Genomic DNA, 18,516 nt, shown 5'->3' on the forward strand with positions numbered 1-18,516 from the left:
CATCACGATGCGGGCGGACTGCGCGATAATGCCCGCCCATCCCCGCTTATTTAAGGAGCCCCCATGCAACAGCCCCTCGTCCTGCCCTGCGCCAAAGGCAGCGAACAAGTCCTCGCCCAGGAAGCCGAAGCCCTCGGCCTGCACGACATCCGCCAGGGCGTCGCCGTCGTCAGCGGCATGGGCGACCTCGAAACCGCCTACCGCCTCTGCCTGTGGTCGCGCGTCGCGAGCCGGGTCCTCTGGCAATTGGGCGAAAGCGAAGTGGCAAACCCCGATGACATCTACGCCGCAACCCGCGCCATCGCCTGGGACGAACACCTGAGCGCCGACAACACCTTCGCCGTGCATTTCAACGGCATCGGCCAGGGCATCCGCAACACCCAGTTCGGCGCGCTCAAAGTGAAAGACGCCATCGCCGACCACCTGCGCGACACCCTGCACCGCCGCCCCGACGTGGACGCGAAAACCCCCGACATCAGCGTCGATGCCCACCTGCGCAAAGGCCGCCTGACCCTGGCTCTCGACCTCTCCGGCGGCGGCCTGCACCAGCGCGGTTACCGCCTCGCGCACGGTGCCGCCCCCCTGAAAGAACACCTCGCCGCGACCCTGCTCTACCGCGCCGGCTGGCCGCAACTCGCCGCCAGCGGCTACAACCTCATCGACCCGCTCTGCGGCAGCGGTACCATCCTCCTCGAAGCCCTGCTCATGGCGGCAGACATCGCCCCCGCCCTGAAACGGCAGCGCTTCGGCTTCGCCCACTGGCAAAGCCACAAACCCGCCGTGTGGAAACGCCTGCTCGAAGAAGCCGCCACGCGGCGCGAACTCGGCCTGAACCGCCTCGACCTCAAAGTCTGGGGCTACGACCAGGACGCCGCGACGCTTGCCACCGCACGCGAAAATGCCGCCCGCCTCGACCTCGCCCACTGCCTGCATCTCGAACGCCGCCCGCTGGAACGCTTCACCGCCCAACCCGGCTACGGCGCGCGCGGTCTCATCCTCACCAACCCGCCCTACGGCGAGCGACTGGGCGAAATCGCCGAACTCGTCGCTACCTACGACACCCTCGGCCAAGCCTTCAAAACCTTCCCCGCTGATTGGCAAATGGGCGTCATCAGCAGCAATACCGACATGCTGAAACGCCTGCGCCTCACCCGCCACAAACACTATCAGGCCTACAACGGCAGCATCGAAGCGCAAATCGCCCTCTACCACCGCGCCGAACAAAGCGAAGGCGAAGACTATGCCGTCGCCGAACCCGCTGCCCCCGTGGACGAACAGGCGCGGATGTTTGCCAACCGCCTGCGCAAAAACCACCGCGCCGCGCAAAAACACGCCGCCGCCGTCCATACCGACGCCTACCGCATCTATGACCGGGACATGCCCGAATACGCCATCGCCGTGGACCGCTACGGCGACTACATCCACGTGCAGGAATACGCCGCGCCGAAAACCGTCGCCCCGGAAAAAGCGCGCAAGCGTCTGCTCGACACCCTGCACATCATCCCGCAAGCGCTGGCAATCCCCGCCGCCAACCTCGTCCTCAAAACCCGCGAACGCCAGCGCGGCACGAACCAGTACCAAAAACAGGCGGCGCGCGGCATGACCTGCACCGTGCACGAAGGCGAGGCGCGCTACCTCATCAACCTGCACGACTACCTCGACACCGGCCTCTTCCTCGACCACCGCCCGCTGCGCCGCCGCATCCACGACGAGGCCGCCGGCAAACGCTTCCTCAACCTCTTCTGCTACACCGCGAGCGCCAGCGTGCAGGCAGCCCTCGGCGGCGCAGCCTACACCACCAGTGTTGACCTCTCGCAAACCTACCTCGACTGGGCGCACCAGAACTACGACGCTAACGAACTCGACAGCCGCCACCGCCTCATCCGCGCCGACGTGATGGCGTGGCTGGCAGAAGACGGCGGCAGCTACGACCTCATCCTCTGCGACCCGCCAACCTTCTCCAACACCAAAAAAGAACAGCGCGTATTCGACGTGCAGCGCGACCACGTCACCCTCATCGAACGCTGCATGCGGCGCCTCGCCCCCGGCGGCACCCTCTACTTCTCCAACAACTACCGCAGCTTCAAACTCGATCCCGCCATCACCGCGCGCTACCACTGCGAAGACATCAGCGCGGAGACCATCGACTTCGACTACACCCGCCACCCGAACATCCACCACGTGTGGAAAATCACCGCACAAGCGGGAGACTAGGGTCTGTTGACATTCGACTTGCGCAGCGGATTTTTGCGGCAAAAATGGCAGGTGCAAGGCAAAAAGCGCAGTAAGGTTGACTACCTTGCGAGCATTTTTAACGCAGCAGATGCCGGATTTTGGCGAAAAGGCCGCCGCAATGTTGAGCGTCAACAGACCCTAACCCGCTTGGCGGCGGGCTATTCACTCAGCAGGCGTACCTTTTTGAGTTGGGCGTGCAGGGCGTGTTCGTCGAACGGCAGGTATTCGGCGATGGTGAAGCCGACGATATCGCCGTTGTCCGAGATGTGTTGCAGGATGTCGCCCAGTTCTGTCAGGCGCATTCTGCCGGCACCGCTGCCGTCGCCGAGCAATGCGGGGGGTTGGCGAAGTAGGTGGAATGGAAATGTGCCGCGTCCAGCACGTCAATGTCGAGGTGCACCAGCACATGGTCGAAGCGGCGCATGAAGGCGGTGATGGCGGCGTGGTCAATGAAGGTCCGGGTCTGGATGCGGTAATCCACCCCGATGCGGTCGAGGTATGCCGCCTGGTAATCGTGGAGGTCCTGCAAGCCGATGTAGAGCACCTGGCCGGCGGTGAAGGCGGGGTTTTGCCGCAGGGCGGCAAGCGGGTTGTCCTCCTGCCCCAGCAGGGCGCCGAGGATCATGGCATGGGCGTTGGGGTAGCCGTTTGCCGGAATGGAGACGTCGGGGTGGGATCTATCCAGAGGATGCCGACGCTTTCGCCGCGCGCGCGGTAGAGGCCGTGCAGGTAGTCGAAGGGGTTAGGGTCTGTTGACACTCAACATTGCGGCGGTTTTTTCGCCAAAATCCGGCATCTGCTGCGTTAAAAATGCTCGCAAGGTAGCCAACCTTACTGCGCTTTTTGCCTTGCACCTGCCGTTTTTGCCGCAAAAATCCGCTGTGCAAGTCGAATGACAACAAACCCTAGCGAGACGATGCAGTTGCCGCCAATGGTGATGATTTTGTCGGGTTGTTCAGCGCGGATGATGTCCGCCGCTGTGCGGATGCCGGCAAAGACTTCTTCTTTGGCGGCAATGCCGTCATGCACGGGGCGGGCCTGCCGTCAGGCGGGGCAGGTTGACGCTCAGCAGGGGCTGGTGCGGGTTGGCGGGCAGGATGTGCGCCATGAGTTGCGCCCCGAAGTAGTAGGTGTCCAGTCCGCCGCTGCGGTAATCGGGATAGAGTAAGCGGGATGGTTTTCATGGTGTTTTTCCGGCTTTGTGTGGGGTTGTCGCGTGTGGGGCGTTCCGCTTGGCGGGTGGTTGGTATCAGTAGCATTTGCAAGACCAGCCAGCTTTTGTCGAAGGTGCGGGCGGCGAGGTCGTTTTTGCGTATCCACAGGTAGAGGCGGCCGCTGTCGCCCCACATCATGTTGCAGTTGTCTTCGTCAGAATCGATTTGCAGCAGCAGTAGCCAGTCGGCAGCGCCGGGTGCCAGCGTTTTGCCGTGTTCGCTTTCGTAGGCGAGGCTGTCGCCGCAGTATTCGCCGTGACTGACCAGTTGGCATTCGAGTTCCATATCGCCCTGGATGTTGTCGGAATGGCCGAGCAGTTTGTGGCGGATGTCTTCGTTCCAGGCGTCGCTTTCTTCGTCTGTCCATTCATAATCGCGCACCAGCCAGCTTGCCTGGTTGGGGATTTCCGCCCGGCTGGCGAAGGTGATGGCGGCGGCGGGGAAGTTGTAATCGCTGTTGGGGGCGGGGCGTGGTTGCAGGGCGGCGGGGGCGCCGTCGTAGTAGAGGACGTTGAAGCCGCTTTTGTCTTTGGGATCGAAGCCCCAGTTTTCGGCTTCGCAGTCGTAGAAGAGGTAGAGGATGCCGCTGGCAGGCAGGCGGTTGTCATGGTCATGGGGTTTGCTCTCGGCAAAGTTGATTTGCGCGATGAAACTGAGCGGGGTTTTGCCGTTGTAGGGCCAGTCAATGTGCGGCGGCAGGTCTGGATCGCCGCCGAGGCGGGAGGCACCAAGCGGGATGTGCCCGGCCTTGTGGGTGGTGAGGGTGATGGCGTTGCGCACCAGCGGTTTGACGGTTTGCCAGTAGTGGTGCAGATCGTGGGCGCTGAGGGTTTGTTCGAGGGTTGTGGTCATGGTGGCTCCTCTTTTGGGGGCGCCCCGTTTGGTAACAAGCGGCGGGAAGCCGGTGTTTACGCCGCTTGGCGGGGTTTTGTCGCTGCGCGGTTTTTCTTGACCCTTTCTCGCTGACGCGAGCTGTTCCAGTCTCCAACCCCGCAGCCGCCCCCCCACAAAAACGCGAGCGTTTTTGTGGGGGGCGGCTGCGGGGGAAGGGCTTTTTGGCGGACCGAAGCCCGCCTCACGGTTTTATAGTCCCAGCACGAGGCGGGTCGGGTCTTCGATGAGTTGTTTGATTTCGACGAGGAAGCCCACCGCTTCGCGGCCGTCGATGATGCGGTGGTCGTAAGACAGCGCGATGTACATCATCGGCGCAATCACCACCTGCCCGTTTTCGGCAATCGGGCGTTCGACGATGTTGTGCATGCCGAGGATGCCGCTTTGCGGCGGGTTGATGATGGGGGTGGACATCATGGAGCCGAAGGTGCCGCCGTTGGTGATGGTGAAGGTGCCGCCGGTCATTTCTTCGATGGTGAGGCTGCCGTCTTTGGCCTTGCCCGCGTAGTTGATGATTTCCTGTTCGATGTCGGCAAAGCCCATGTGTTCGGCGTTTCTCAGGATGGGGACGACGAGACCGCGCGGCGAGGAGACGGCGATGCCGATGTCGCAGTAGTTGTGGTAGATGAGGTCGTCGCCGTCGATGGAGGCGTTCACCGCCGGGTATTTTTTCAGCGCGGCAACAGCGGCTTTGACGAAGAAGGACATGAAGCCGAGTTTGACGCTGTTTTTGGCGACGAAGGCGTCCTGGTGTTTTTTGCGCAGTTTCATGACGGCGGCCATGTTCACTTCGTTGAAGGTGGTGAGCATGGCGGCGTTGTGCTGGGCGTCGAGCAGGCGTTCGGCGATGCGTTTGCGCAGGCGGGTCATGGGCACGCGTTCTTCGTGGCGGCGGTTGCCGCCGGCAAGATGCTGGCGGATGTCGGCTTTGGTGATGCGCCCGCCTTTGCCGCTGCCTGTCACATCGGCGGCGGCGATACCGTTTTCAGCGGCGATTTTGCGCGCGGCGGGGCTCAGGGTTTTGTCGTCGGCGGGGGCAGCGGCGGTTTTGGCGGCGGCAGCCGGGGCGGCGGTGGCAGCGGTTTCGGCGGGGGCGTCTGCGATTTCGCCTTCTTCGATGTAGGCGATGGTGTCGCCGCCGGTGACGGTCGCGCCGTCCTGGGCGGTGATTTCTTTGAGGATGCCGCTGACGGGGGCGGGCATTTCGAGGACGACTTTGTCGGTTTCGAGGTCAACAAGATTTTCGCCCGCGCGCACGGGGTCGCCGGGTTTTTTGTTCCAGTTGATGAGGGTGGCGTCGGCGACGGATTCGGGAAGGGGGGGTACGGTTACTGCTGTTGTCATGGTGTGTCCTCACGGTTTTTGCTGGATGCCGAGGGCTTCGCTGACGAGCGCGGCCTGTTCGGCGTTGTGCATTTTCAGGTAGCCGGCGGCGGTGGATGCGGAAGCGGCGCGGCCGGTGTATTGGGGTTTTTTATCGGCGGGCAGGGCAGGGGCGAGCCATTCGTAGATTTGCCGCCAGGCACCCTGGTTGCGCGGTTCTTCCTGGCACCAGATGATGTCGGCGTTGGTGTAGGGCGCGAGCAGTTCGGCCAGTTCTGCCGCCGGGAAGGGGTAGAGTTGTTCGATGCGCAGAATGGCGATGTCGTCGATGCCCACGTCACGGCGTTTTTGCAGGAGGTCGTAATAGACTTTGCCGCTGCACAGGATGACGCGGCGGATTTTGCCGGCGGGTTTGAGCGGGTCTTGTTCGCCGATGATGGGGCGGAAGCGGCCTTCGGCGAGTTCGGCGAGGTCGCTCACCGCGAGCTTGTGCCGCAGCAGGGATTTAGGCGAGATGGTGATGAGCGGTTTTCTGAATTTCCGCAAGACTTGGCGGCGCAGCAGGTGGAAGATTTGCGCGGGCGTGGTCGGGATGCAGACTTGCACATTGTCGTCGGCGCAGAGTTGCAGGTAGCGTTCGACGCGGGCGGAGGAGTGTTCCGGACCCTGGCCTTCGTAGCCGTGCGGCAGGAGCATGGTGAGGCCGCTGTATCTGCCCCATTTGGCTTCGCCGGAGGTGATGAACTGGTCAATGATGACTTGCGCGCCGTTGGCGAAGTCGCCGAACTGGGCTTCCCAGACGGTGAGGCCTTGCGGTTCGGCGGTGCTGTAGCCGTATTCAAAGCCGAGCACGGCGCATTCAGAGAGGATGGAGTCAATGATGCGCACGGAGGGCTGGCCGTCGTAGAGGTGGGCGAGCGGGGTGTAGCTGTCGCCGGTGGTCTGGTCGTGGATGACGGCGTGGCGGTGCGAGAAGGTGCCGCGTCCGCAGTCTTCGCCGGAGACGCGCACACTGTAGCGTTGTGCAAGCAGGGTGGCGTAGGCGAGGTTTTCGGCGGTGCCCCAGTCAAGCGGGGCGTTGCCGCGCACCATGTCGAGGCGGGCCGCCATGAGTTTGGCGACGATGGGGTGCGCCACGAAGTCGGCGGGCAGGGTGTAGAGTTTTTCGCCGAGGCGGGTGAGGTCTTTCGCCGGATAGGTGGTATCCACCGGGGCCTCCCAGTCCTGGTTGGACAGTGCCTGCCAGGCGAGGCGCAGCGGGTCGTCGGCGCGCAGCGGCAGGCTGCGGGTCACGGCTTCGCCCGCTTCGAGGCGGGTGCGGTAGTCGTCTTGCAGTTTTTCGTAGTCGCCCGCCGCAATCACGCCTTCTGCGACGAGGCGGTCAGCATAGACTTTGGCCGGCACGTCGTGGGCGCGGATTTTTTTGTACATCATCGGCTGGGTGGCGGCGGGTTCATCCGCTTCGTTGTGGCCGAGGCGGCGGTAGCAGACAATGTCGATGAAGATGTCTTTGTGGAAGGCGCGCAGGTAGTCGGCGGCGATTTCGCCGGCAAAGGCGAGCGCTTCGGGGTCGTCGCCGTTGACGTGCAGCACGGGTGCCTGGATGAGTTTGGCGGCGTCCGAGCAGTACATGGCGGAGCGGGTGTCGAGCGGGTTCGAGGTGGTGAAGCCGATCTGGTTGTTGACGATGATGTGCAATGTGCCGCCGACGCGGTAGCCGCGCACTTGCGAGAGTTGCAGGGTTTCGAGGTTCACGCCCTGCCCGGCAAAGGCGGCGTCGCCGTGAATCTGGATGGGCACGGCGTAGTTGGGGTCGTCCGCCCGCACCCGTTCGATGCGCGCCCGCATCGAGCCCTGCATGACGGGGTTGACGAATTCGAGGTGCGAGGGGTTGTAGGCCAGCGTCAGGTCAACGAGGCCGCCGGCGGTTTCGATGCTGGACGAGAAGCCCATGTGGTATTTCACGTCGCCGCTGCGCCCGCCCTGCGGGGTGTATTTGCCTTCAAATTCGTCGAAAAGATCGGCAGGGCGCTTGCCGAGGATGTTGATGAGCATATTGAGGCGGCCACGGTGCGCCATCGCGATGCCGATTTCCTTGCTGCCCGCCGCGCCGAGTTTCCGGATGAGGACATCGGTGAGCGGAATGAGCCCGTCGCCACCTTCCAGCGAGAAGCGTTTTTGCCCGACGAAGCGTTTGTGCAGGTATTTTTCCAGGCCGTCGGCAGCGACCAGCTGTTGCAGGAAGATGCGCTTTTGTTCATCGCTGTAACCGTAGCCCTTCGCCGCCCGTTCGAGGCGCTCTTGCAGCCAGCGGCGTTCTTCGGTGTTGTGGATGTGCGAGATTTCCGCGCCGATGTGGTGTTTATAGGCTTTGTCCAGATAAGCGATGATGTCGCGCAGCTTCATGTCGCCGCTGAACAGCGTGCCGGTGTTAAACGTGCGGTCAAGGTCGGCGTCGGTCAGGCCGTGCCAGCGGTAATCGATGTCCGGCACTTCGCGGCGCGGGCGCAGGTGAATCGGGCAGAGGTCGGCGGCCTGGTGGCCACGAGTGCGGTAGCCGGAAATCAGCCCCAGCACGGCCACCTGCTTCGCAATCGCTTCCGGATCGGCCTCGCCGCCCGGCAGGTCGGGCAAATCGGCCATCGCCTCAAAGCGCTCCTGCACCGGCAGGCGCGGCGTCTCGTCGCTTGCGCCGGCGCGGATGCCGTCGAAATAGGCGCGCCACTCGGCGCTGACGCTTTCCGGCGCGTCCAGATACTGTTCATAAAGCGCTTCAATGTAAGCGGCACTGCTGCCGCCGAGTTGTGTCGATGCGCGTTCGGACTGGTAATTTCCCATGTTGTGTACCCCATGTAATCTGAATATCAGGCAGGCGTTATAATACGCACTGTTATGATTAATAACAACGGCAAATCACAGCAAAACCACACAAAGCCACGGATTTTACCTTGAATGATGCGTGGCTTTCTTTCACAGGATACAGATTCATGTCTCGCGAAAAATACACCGGCGGCGTCCACGCCGTGCGGCAACTCCTTGATGACGGCGCGGTGCGCCGCCTCTTCGTCGCCGATAACAAAAAATCGAAAAACGTCGCCGCGCTGGTCGCCGACGCCCGCGCACGCGGGGTCACGGTGGAAACCGTCGCCCTCTACGAAATCGACATGATGCTGCCCGGCGTGCGCCACCAGGGCATCGCCGCCCTCAGCGAAAGCCAGGCACAGGCGGCAGGCTGGCAGGACGCCATTGCGGGCATCGACAAACCGCTTATCCTCGTGCTGGACAGCATCCAGGACCCGCACAACCTCGGCGCCTGCCTGCGCAGCGCGCTGGCGGCGGGCGTGCACGCCGTGCTGATTCCGAACAACCGCGCCGCCGACATCACCCCGGCGGTGGAAAAAGTTGCCTGCGGTGCGGCGGACGTGCTGCCCATCTACAAAGTCAGCAACCTGCGCCGCGAAGTCGAAGCGATGCAGCGGCAAGGCATTTGGGTGGTCGGCGGTGCGGGCGAAGCGGCGCAAACGATTTATGCCACTGACCTCAACCTGCCGCTTGCCATCATCGTCGGCAATGAAGCAGAAGGCATCCGCCACGGTCTGCGCGAACAGTGCGATTTCCTCGCGCGTATCCCGATTGATGCGGCGATGGAAAGCCTGAATGTTTCCGTTGCTTGCGGCGTGATGCTGTTTGAAGCGCGTCGCCAGCGGTTGTTTGCCTGAATTGGCACGCCACCCCTGTGGCATTCTGTTAAACTGCCGCAACTTTTCCTCAACCTTAATCGGAGTATTCAGTCATGAGCGATTCGCTAAAAGAAGAAGCACTGCGTTATCACAGTTTCCCCACCGCCGGTAAGGTGTCGGTAACCCCGACCAAGACCCTCGATAACCAGCGCGACTTGTCGCTCGCGTACTCCCCCGGTGTCGCCTACGCCTGTCAGGCCATCGAAGCCGACCCGCTGCAAGCGGATTTTCTCACTTCGCGCGCCAATCTGGTTGCCGTCATTTCCAACGGCACCGCTGTGCTCGGTCTTGGCAATATCGGTGCACTCGCTGGCAAGCCGGTCATGGAAGGCAAGGGCGTGCTCTTCAAGAAGTTTGCCGGCATTGATGTGTTTGACATCGAAGTCAATCAGACTGATCCGGAAAAATTCATCGAAGCCGTCGCCGCGCTGGAACCGACTTTCGGCGGCATCAACCTCGAAGACATCAAGGCGCCGGAATGTTTTGAAATCGAGAACCGCCTGAAAGAGCGGATGAATATCCCTGTTTTCCACGATGACCAGCACGGCACCGCCATCATCGCTTCTGCCGCGTTGTTAAACGCCCTGAACCTGCAAGGCAAGGATATTGGCAAGGTGCGTGTGGTTGCTTCCGGCGCGGGGGCAGCGGGTATGGCCTGTCTGGATCTTTTCGTCAACCTCGGCGTGAAGAAAGAAAACATCATCGTCTGCGATTCCAAGGGCCCGATTTATGAAGGCCGCCCCGGCAAGCTGGATGGGCGCAAGGCGGAATTTGTCGCCAAGACGGAAGCGCGTTCGCTTGCAGAAGCCTTGGTCGGCGCAGATGTGTTCCTCGGTGTCTCGCAAGCGGGGCTGCTCAGCGGCGAGATGGTGAAGACGATGGCAGACAAACCGCTGGTGCTGGCTCTGGCTAATCCCGTGCCGGAAATCATGCCGGAAGAAGTACATGCGGCGCGCAATGACGCCATTGTTGCCACCGGTCGTTCCGATTTCCCGAACCAGGTGAATAACGTCCTCTGTTTCCCCTATCTTTTCCGGGGGGCGCTGGATGTGGGCGCGACCAGCATCAATGAAGCGATGAAAATGGCCGCCGTGCGCGCCATCGCTGATCTGGCCAAATCTCCGGCGGGTGAAGAGGTTATGGCCGCTTACGGCGGACAGTCGCTGGTGTACGGCAAGGATTACGTCATCCCCAAACCGTTCGATCCGCGCCTGATTTCCACCATTCCGGTCGCCGTCGCCCAAGCAGCCATGGAAAGCGGTGTCGCCCGCCGTCCGATTGCAGACCTGAAAGCCTATCGCGACAAGCTGGCTAGCCTCTTCAACAAGAGCGGCTTCGTGATGAAACCCATCATCGAACGCGCCCGTGCGAACCCGCTTAAAGTCATCTTCGCCGAAGGGGAAGACATCCGCGTCATCCGCGCCGCTACCGCTTGTGTGCAGGAAGGTATCGCTAAACCAATCCTGATCGGCCGCCGCAAACGCATCGAAGAACGTCTGGCGGAAAACCAGCAGCAACTTGAGCCGGGCATTGAAATCATCGAACCGATGAACAACCCACATTACGAAGAATGCTGGCGCGCTTACCACGAGCTGCGCGCGCGGGAAGGTATCGACCCTGCCGAAGCCCGCCTGCAAATGAACACCAGCACCACCGCGCTGGCGTCCATGCTGGTCAAGCTCGGCCATGCCGATACCATGCTCTGCGGCGTCCTCGGCCAGTATCACCGCCACCTGCGCCGCGTGCGCGGTGTCTTCGACATGCAGCCGGACATGAAGCAGCCGGCAGCCCTCAGCCTGATGCTGACCCCGAAAGGCCCGATTTTTATCACCGACACCCAGGTGCACGAACGCCCCAGCGCCGACGAGCTCGTCGCCATCACCCTGCGCGCCGCGCGCGCCGTCGAACTCTTCGGCATCACCCCGAAAATTGCGCTGCTGTCGGCATCGAACTTCGGCACCCGCATGGATCTGCCCAGCTCCATCAACATGCGCGAAGCGCTGGCGAAAATCCGCGCCTCGTACCCCGAACTCGAAATCGAGGGCGAAATGAAGGCGGACTACGCGCTGATCCCGCAACTGCGCGACGAAGTCTATCCCGGCAACCGCCTGAGCGGTATGGCCAACCTGCTGATCATGCCCGACCTCGAAGCGGGCAACATCAGCCTCAACGTGCTGAAAGCCGCGACCGATGCCACCATGATCGGGCCGATGCTGCTCGGCGTCGATGCGCCGGTGCACGTCCTGACCAACAACTCGACAGCCCGCCGCATCCTCAACATGGCCGCCATCGCCGTCGTTGAAGCGCAAATGGCAAAAAGCGGTATTAAATCCCTGTAACCCCCTACCAACACGGACGGCACGAGATGACGGCTGCACTCAACATCACCCGGCTGGCGGACTACCGCCCGTCGGCATTCACAGTCAAGCACCACGAACTCAAATTCGAGCTGCAAAACAACGGCGAAGTCCTGGTCAGCCACATCCAGAAAATCGTGCGCTGCCAGCCCAGCCACGACGAAAACGGCTGGGAACTGCCGCAAGACAAGCATGTTGTCCTGCATGCCGAGCATCTCGCGCTGGAAAGCATCGAAATTGACGGCAAACCGCTTGCTGCCGAGCAATACGAGTACGACGGCCTGCTGCTGCGCCTGAAAAACGTCGGCAGCAACTTCAACCTGCGTACCGTCGTGCGCCTGAAACCGGACGAAAACAAAGAACTCTCCGGCCTCTACCGCTCGAACGGCATCTACTGCACCCAATGCGAAGCCGAAGGCTTCCGCCGCATCACCCCGACGCTTGACCGCCCCGATGTGCTCGCCACCTACCGCGTGCGTATCGAAGCCGACAAGAAAACCAACCCTGTCCTGCTCTCCAACGGCAACCGCGAAGCGCAAGGCGAACTGCCCGGCGGGCGGCACTACGCGCAGTGGTACGACCCGCACCCCAAGCCGAGCTACCTCTTCGCCCTCGTCGCCGGCAATCTTGCCAACGTCAACCGCCGCATCACCACGCCGAAAGGGCGGAAAATCAGCCTCGGCATCTACACCGAACCCGCCTTCATCAACCAGACCGCCTTTGCCATGCAGTCCCTGATTGATGCCATCCACTGGGACGAAGAACGCTTCGGCCTCAGCTACGACCTCAAGCAGTTCAACATCGTCGCCATCAGCGACTTCAACATGGGGGCGATGGAGAACAAATCGCTCAACATCTTCAACACCCGCTTCGTCCTCGCCGACACCGACACTGCCACCGACGAAGACTTCCACGGCATCCGCGCCGTCATCGGCCACGAATACTTCCACAACTGGACGGGCAACCGCATCACCTGCCGCGACTGGTTCCAGCTCTCGCTGAAAGAAGGGCTGACCGTTTTCCGCGACCAGGAATTTTCCGCCGACATGGGCGAGCGCTCGCTCGAACGCATCGGCGACGTCATCCGCCTGCGCGCCCTGCAATTCCCCGAAGACGCCGGGCCGATGTCGCACCCCGTGCAGCCGCAGGAATATGCCGCCATCGACAACTTCTACACCGCCACCGTGTACGAAAAAGGCGCGGAAATCATCCGCATGTACCACACCATCCTCGGTGAAAAAGCCTTTCAGGACGGCATGAAACGCTACATCGAGCGCCATGACGGCCAGGCCGTGTGCATCGAAGACTTCGCCCGTGCGATGAGCGACGGCGGCGATTACGACTTTACCGGCCAGTTCTTCCAGTGGTACACCACCAAAGGCACGCCGAAAATCACCTTCACCTCCTCCTGGAACCAGCGCGAGCGCAGCATCACCATCGCCGCCATGCAGGACACCGGCGCCGTCAACCCGCCGCGCCCGCTCGTCATCCCCATCCGCCTTGCCCTCATCAGCAAAAACGGCCGCGCCTACCGCTTCCCCGACGGCAGCCACGAACAAACCCTCATCCTGCACAAAACCAGCGCCACCTGGACCTTCGAGCGCGCCGAGGCCGACCTCATCCCGGTGCTGATGGAAAACTTCTCGGCACCGGTGTACTACCAGCACCGCTACGACAACGACGAACTCGCCGCCATCGCCGCCCACGCGCCGGACGGTTTCGCCCGCTTCGAAGCCATGCAGACCCTCTACCGCCGCCTCTTCGAACAGGCGCTGTACAAACCGCGCGAACTGCGCGAAAACAGCAATGCGGTGAGCGACATCATGCAGACTGTCCTCAAGCACGACAAACGCAGCGAAGGCGAAAAAGCTCTGCTACTCGACATCCCAACGCTTGCCACCCTGCTCAACAACCTGCCCGACCCCATCGACATGAGCGCCGCCATCGCCGCCTACGAGCGCATCACCCGCATCCTCGCGCTGAAAATGCGGCGCGACTGGCTGGACTGGCTTGAATCCGCGCCACAAGCCGCCTCGCCCAAATACAGCGTCAAGGACGCAGGCATCCGCCGCCTGCGCGGGCTGGCGGCGAAAACCCTCGCCCTTTTTGAAGACGAACCCTACCGCCAGCAACTGCTCGATACCCACAACAACGCCGCCAACATGACCGTGCGCATCAACGCCCTGCACGCACTCAACACCCGGCACGACCACTACCGCGAAGCCGCGCTGGCCGCCTTCTACGACCACTACCGTGCCCAGCCGCTCGTCGTGGACAAATGGTTCGCCATCCAGGCCAAAGACGAAAGCGAAGGCGCGCTTGAACGCATCAGCGCCCTGGCCGGACACCCCGACTTCCGGGTGGACAATCCCAACCGCTTCCGCGCCCTCGTCGGCACCCTCATGCAGGCCAACCCCGTCATCTTTCATGCCGCCGACGGCAGCGGTTACCGCTTTGCCGCCGGGCAAATCCGCCGCGTCCTCATCAGCAACCCGCAACTGGCGGCGCGGATGCTGAACGGCTACGCCATCGTCAGCCGCCTGGACAACGTGCGCAAAACCCACGTCAAAACCGAACTCGAAAGCCTCGCCGCCGTGGACGGCATCAGCGTGGACGTGCGCGAAATCCTCGAACGCCTGCAACGTGGATTGACATGAATACCACCCAGCAACCCGCATGGTTGCGGGAGGCGCAAGAACACTACACCGACAGCGGCGCGCGCGAACAACTCAGCGCCGCCTACGCCATCGCGGCGGCCACGCCCACCCCACCTGACGAACGCAGCCGTACCCTCGTCAAACTCCTGCTCAACCTGCGCAGCGACGTCACCATGCTTGCCGCCGGTCTCCTCGTCGAACCGTGGCGCAAAAAACAACTCGACCTGGAAGCCCTTGCTGCCAGCCCTTGCCACAGCGTCATCGGCCTCCTGCAAGCCCTTGACGACCTCGCCCTTATCGACCAACTGCACGAGCAAGAACAAAGCGACCTCGAACGCCTGCGCAAAATGCTGCTCGCCATGGCGAGCGACATGCGCGCCGTCATCCTCAAACTGGCGCTGCAAGTCGTCCTCATGCGCAACCTCGGCGCATACAGCGCGCAAGAACAACAACGCTTCGCCCTGCAAACCCGCGACCTGCTCGCCCCGCTGGCGAACCGCCTCGGCATCGCCCAACTCAAAAGCGAACTTGAAGACCGTGCCCTGCGCGTCCTTGAACCCGACATCTACCAGGAAATCGCCGGCGAACTCGAAGGCAAACGTGTGGACCGCGAACGCTACATCAACCGCATCATCGACCTGCTGCGCTACAAACTGGCCGACGCTGGCGTCCACGTCAAACGCCTCTACGGCCGCGTCAAACACATCAACAGCATCTACCTGAAAATGAAGCGCAAGGGCCTGCGCTTCGAACAACTCAACGACATCCGCGCCGTGCGCGTCGAAGTCGAGACCGAAGCGGACTGCTACCGCGTCCTCTCCGTCGTCAACGACCTCTGGCAACCGATTGCCGCCGAATTCGACGACTACATCGCCCACCCCAAAGCCAACGGCTACCAGTCCCTGCACACCTCGCTCATCGGCCCCGACAACCGCGTCATCGAAGTGCAAATCCGCACCAGCAAAATGCACGAACACGCCGAACTCGGCGTCGCCGCGCACTGGCTCTACAAAGAAAAAGGCATCCGCCACAGCAAACAGTTCGAACAGCAAATCGAATGGCTGCGCCGCATGATCGAAGGCGGCGACCACAGCCGGGGCGACATCGTCTTCGACCAGTTCAAAAACGAAGCCTTCCGCGACCGCGTGTACGTCGTCTCGCCGCAGGGTCGTGTCGTGGATCTGCCCGAAGGCGCGACCCCGCTCGATTTCGCCTACCACATCCACACCCAGCTCGGCCACCGCTGCCGGGGCGCGAAAATCAACGGCCAAATCGTGCCGCTCACCACCGCCCTCAAAAACGGCGACAGCGTCGAAATCCTCACCCAAAAAGAAGCCAACCCCAGCCGCGACTGGCTGAACGACCACCTCGGCTACCTGCAAAGCGGCCGCGCCAAAGCCAAAGTGCGCAGCTACTTCAAAAAACTCGAAAAAGAAAAAAGCGTCCAGGCCGGGCAGGAAATGCTCGAACGCGAAAGCCGCCGCCTCGGCATCACCCTCGACAACAAAATGCTCGAAGACATCGCGCGGCAAAGTAACGTCCACAGCATCACCGACCTCTACGCCGGCATCGGCTTCGGCGACATCGGCGTCCTTAACATCCTCCACGAACTCAGCGCCCGCCAGCAGAAAAGCGCCGAACAGCTGACCCTGGACGAACGCCTCGCGCGTATCCCGGTCAAGGCGCCGCGCAAACAGAGCCGGCAAAACATTGACATCAACGGCGTGGATAACCTCCTCGTCAACTACGCCACCTGCTGCCAGCCCGCGCCGCCCGTCGCCATCAAGGGCTTCATCAGCCAGGGGCGCGGCGTCAACATCCACCGCGCCGACTGCCCCAACCTGCAACACCTCGCCACGGCGCACCCCGAACGCATCCTCGACGTGCACTGGAACGAAACCGCCGGCGGCCTCTTCACCGTGGCGATCGCCATCGAAGCCTTCGACCGCCCGCATCTCCTGCGCGACATCAGCCAGATACTGGCCAACGAAAAAATCACCATCCTCGACGTCAAAATGCGGCAGGACAACCGCAACCGTATCTATGGCACCTTCACCCTCGAAATTACCGACATGGAACAGCTCTCGCGCGTCATTGACCGCATCGCGCAAGTCAAAGACGTGTCGGCTGTCCGCCGTGAGCAGAAATAACGGCTGGCAGGAAACCTTGCCGAACGACATAATCACCCTCTTGCGGATGAAACCCGCTCATCACCGGATGATGCGGAAGGCAAGCCATCCCCTAAAAATATCCCCTTCCCCCCCTTTACCGGAGAAACCGCATGACCGCCAATATCCGCTGCCACCTGCAACTCATCGCCATGGCATTGCTGTGGGGCGCGACCTGGTCGTGGGGCAGGGCGGTCGTGCAAACCCTGCCGCCGCTCACCGCTGCCGCGTTGCGCCTCCTGCTTGCCACCGTGCCGCTCACCCTCTGGCTGCTCTATCGCGAAGGCCGCGCACCCCTCATGCAGCTCAATGCACGGCAATGGCTGGGATTGACCGCTGCGGCAGCCTGTGGTGTCTGCGGTTATGCCGTTTTCTTCATGCTGGCGCTGCAATACGTCCCGGCGGGCAAGGCGGCGACCGTCGTCGCCCTCAACCCCGTGCCGCCGCTGTTGCTTGCCGCGTGGCTGTTCAAAGAAAAGCTGAACGGCGGCATTCTCTGCGGCATGGTGCTGGCCGTCCTCGGTGCGTTGACCGCCATCGCACGCGGCAACCCGCTTGCCGTTTTCGCGGGCGGCGTGGGCGTGGGCGAATACCTGCTGCTCGCCACCGTCCTCTGCTGGACAGGCTACGCCCTCATCGGCCGCGTCCTGCTGCGCGGCATCAGCCCGCTGACCACCACCACGATAACCGTCCTCATCGGCGCGGTGATGCTGCTCGCGCTCGCACTTGCCTTTGACGGCAGCGCCTTCCGGCAGCAAGCCCTGAATGCCCCGGCGCGGACGTGGGGTATTCTTGCCGCGCTGGCGCTGGGCGGCACCATGCTTTGCTACCTGTGGTACTTCGACGGTATCCGTCACCTCGGCGTCGGTACCGCTACGTCGTATATGGCGCTCGTCCCCGTATTCGGCATTGCCATCGCCACCCTGTGGCTGCATGAACCGCTGCATGCTTCACTGCTTGTCGGCGGCACGATGGTCGTCGCCGGCATGTGGCTGATGAATTACGCCGGGCGGCGATAGCCACGCATTGGTTATAAGCCGAGAACAAACCGCTATTTCCCGTTTGCCTCCGCCCGTGCCACGATAGCGGCCTGGCGCAATCACAATAAACACGAGGCAATCCATGTTACAGCGACCAACATTCTGGACGCTTCCCCCACCCGATCCCGCTGCCGCCGCGCGCCTGCCGGAGAAGAGTGCGACGCTCGCCGCGCGTCTGCGCGACATTGCCGCAAACTACCCGCAGGCGGTGCTGGCGAGCAGCCTCGCCGCCGAGGACATGATCATCACCGCGCATATCGCCGCCGCCCGGCTGCCGCTGCGCATCATCACCCTCGACACCGGCAAGCTGCACGCCGAAACCGTCGCCCTGATTCAGGAGGCCGAAGACCGCTACGGCCTCCGCATCGAGCGCTTCTATCCCGACCCGGACGCCGCCGCCGCGATGGTCGCCGAACACGGCGAAGGGCTGATGTACAAAAGCGTCGCCCTGCGCAAATTCTGCTGCCACATCCGCAAAATCGAGCCGCTCAACCGCGCCCTGGCAGATGCTCCCGCCTGGCTCACCGGGCAGCGGCGCAGCCAGTCCGTCACCCGTCACGAACTGCCCTACGAAGAACACGACAGCGCGCGCAACATCGCCAAATTCAATCCCATCTGCGACTGGGAAGACGATGATGTGTGGACCTACGTCCAGACGCACGACATCCCGCTCAACCCGCTGTATCACAAAGGCTATCCCAGCATCGGCTGCGAGCCCTGCACCGTGCCGGTGAAAGCGGGCGACGACATCCGCTCCGGCCGCTGGGCGTGGGAAAGTCGCGACAGCAAAGAATGCGGCCTCCACAAATGACGCCGACCTCGGGAAACCATCCGGCGGTGTCGGCGTGCCTTGCCGTACAAAAGCGTATCGCCTGCGCCACGCCGCCTTGC

Annotated in this window: 13 protein-coding genes; 7 read left to right on the forward strand and 6 right to left on the reverse strand. The window is 62.4% G+C overall.

What is annotated here, in order from left to right:
- The first annotated feature begins 63 nt into the window (after positions 1-63).
- Positions 64-2,214: a bifunctional 23S rRNA (guanine(2069)-N(7))-methyltransferase RlmK/23S rRNA (guanine(2445)-N(2))-methyltransferase RlmL gene (rlmKL, locus tag Q0562_RS02535; RefSeq protein WP_298640708.1), complete on the forward strand. Its 2,151-nt coding sequence runs from the start codon at positions 64-66 to the stop codon at positions 2,212-2,214.
- Positions 2,215-2,393: 179 nt separating this feature from the next.
- Here the strand turns inward: rlmKL and Q0562_RS02540 are convergent, their stop codons facing one another.
- The 6 genes from Q0562_RS02540 to Q0562_RS02565 form a co-directional block, all read right to left on the reverse strand.
- A complete protein-coding gene (locus Q0562_RS02540; protein WP_298640711.1) occupies positions 2,394-2,537 on the reverse strand; it encodes a hypothetical protein in 144 nt (47 codons plus the stop codon).
- Positions 2,528-2,860: a hypothetical protein gene (locus Q0562_RS02545; RefSeq protein ID WP_298640714.1), complete on the reverse strand. Its 333-nt coding sequence runs from the start codon at positions 2,858-2,860 to the stop codon at positions 2,528-2,530. The genes Q0562_RS02540 and Q0562_RS02545 overlap by 10 nt, the downstream gene beginning before the upstream one ends.
- Positions 2,857-2,994, reverse strand: a complete 138-nt coding sequence (locus Q0562_RS02550; RefSeq protein WP_298640716.1) for a hypothetical protein — start codon at positions 2,992-2,994, stop codon at positions 2,857-2,859. The genes Q0562_RS02545 and Q0562_RS02550 overlap by 4 nt, the downstream gene beginning before the upstream one ends.
- A 146-nt stretch (positions 2,995-3,140) precedes the next feature.
- Complete coding sequence (locus Q0562_RS02555) at positions 3,141-4,301, reverse strand: YwqG family protein (protein ID WP_298640719.1); 1,161 nt, start codon at positions 4,299-4,301, stop codon at positions 3,141-3,143.
- Positions 4,302-4,532: 231 nt separating this feature from the next.
- The gene (gene odhB, locus Q0562_RS02560) at positions 4,533-5,684 is read right to left on the reverse strand and encodes a 2-oxoglutarate dehydrogenase complex dihydrolipoyllysine-residue succinyltransferase (protein ID WP_298640722.1); all 1,152 of its coding nucleotides are present in this window, start codon (positions 5,682-5,684) and stop codon (positions 4,533-4,535) included.
- Positions 5,685-5,693: 9 nt separating this feature from the next.
- Entirely contained in the window at positions 5,694-8,501 is a 2,808-nt protein-coding gene (locus tag Q0562_RS02565) for a 2-oxoglutarate dehydrogenase E1 component (protein ID WP_298640725.1), read from the reverse strand.
- Between the two features lie 149 nt (positions 8,502-8,650).
- On the opposite strand from Q0562_RS02565, the gene rlmB reads away from it, so the two are divergent.
- The 6 genes from rlmB to Q0562_RS02595 all read left to right on the forward strand — a co-directional run bounded on the left by rlmB (position 8,651) and on the right by Q0562_RS02595 (position 18,436).
- Positions 8,651-9,382: a 23S rRNA (guanosine(2251)-2'-O)-methyltransferase RlmB gene (gene rlmB, locus Q0562_RS02570; RefSeq protein WP_298640727.1), complete on the forward strand. Its 732-nt coding sequence runs from the start codon at positions 8,651-8,653 to the stop codon at positions 9,380-9,382.
- A 74-nt stretch (positions 9,383-9,456) separates the two neighbouring features.
- Positions 9,457-11,742 (forward strand): NADP-dependent malic enzyme, encoded by a 2,286-nt coding sequence (locus tag Q0562_RS02575; RefSeq protein WP_298640729.1) that lies wholly within the window; start codon positions 9,457-9,459, stop codon positions 11,740-11,742.
- Positions 11,743-11,768: 26 nt separating this feature from the next.
- Entirely contained in the window at positions 11,769-14,417 is a 2,649-nt protein-coding gene (pepN, locus tag Q0562_RS02580; protein WP_298640731.1) for an aminopeptidase N, read from the forward strand.
- Positions 14,414-16,567 carry a RelA/SpoT family protein gene (locus tag Q0562_RS02585; protein WP_298640734.1) on the forward strand — a complete coding sequence of 718 codons (2,154 nt, stop codon included), beginning with the start codon at positions 14,414-14,416 and terminating at the stop codon, positions 16,565-16,567. Before pepN ends, Q0562_RS02585 begins: the two co-directional genes overlap by 4 nt.
- Positions 16,568-16,698: 131 nt before the next feature.
- A complete protein-coding gene (locus tag Q0562_RS02590) occupies positions 16,699-17,604 on the forward strand; it encodes a DMT family transporter (protein WP_298640736.1) in 906 nt (301 codons plus the stop codon).
- A gap of 103 nt (positions 17,605-17,707) precedes the next feature.
- Positions 17,708-18,436 (forward strand): phosphoadenylyl-sulfate reductase, encoded by a 729-nt coding sequence (locus Q0562_RS02595; RefSeq protein WP_298640739.1) that lies wholly within the window; start codon positions 17,708-17,710, stop codon positions 18,434-18,436.
- Positions 18,437-18,516 lie beyond the last annotated feature (80 nt).

This window comes from uncultured Cardiobacterium sp., from assembly GCF_938028825.1.
GTDB lineage: Bacteria > Pseudomonadota > Gammaproteobacteria > Cardiobacteriales > Cardiobacteriaceae > Cardiobacterium.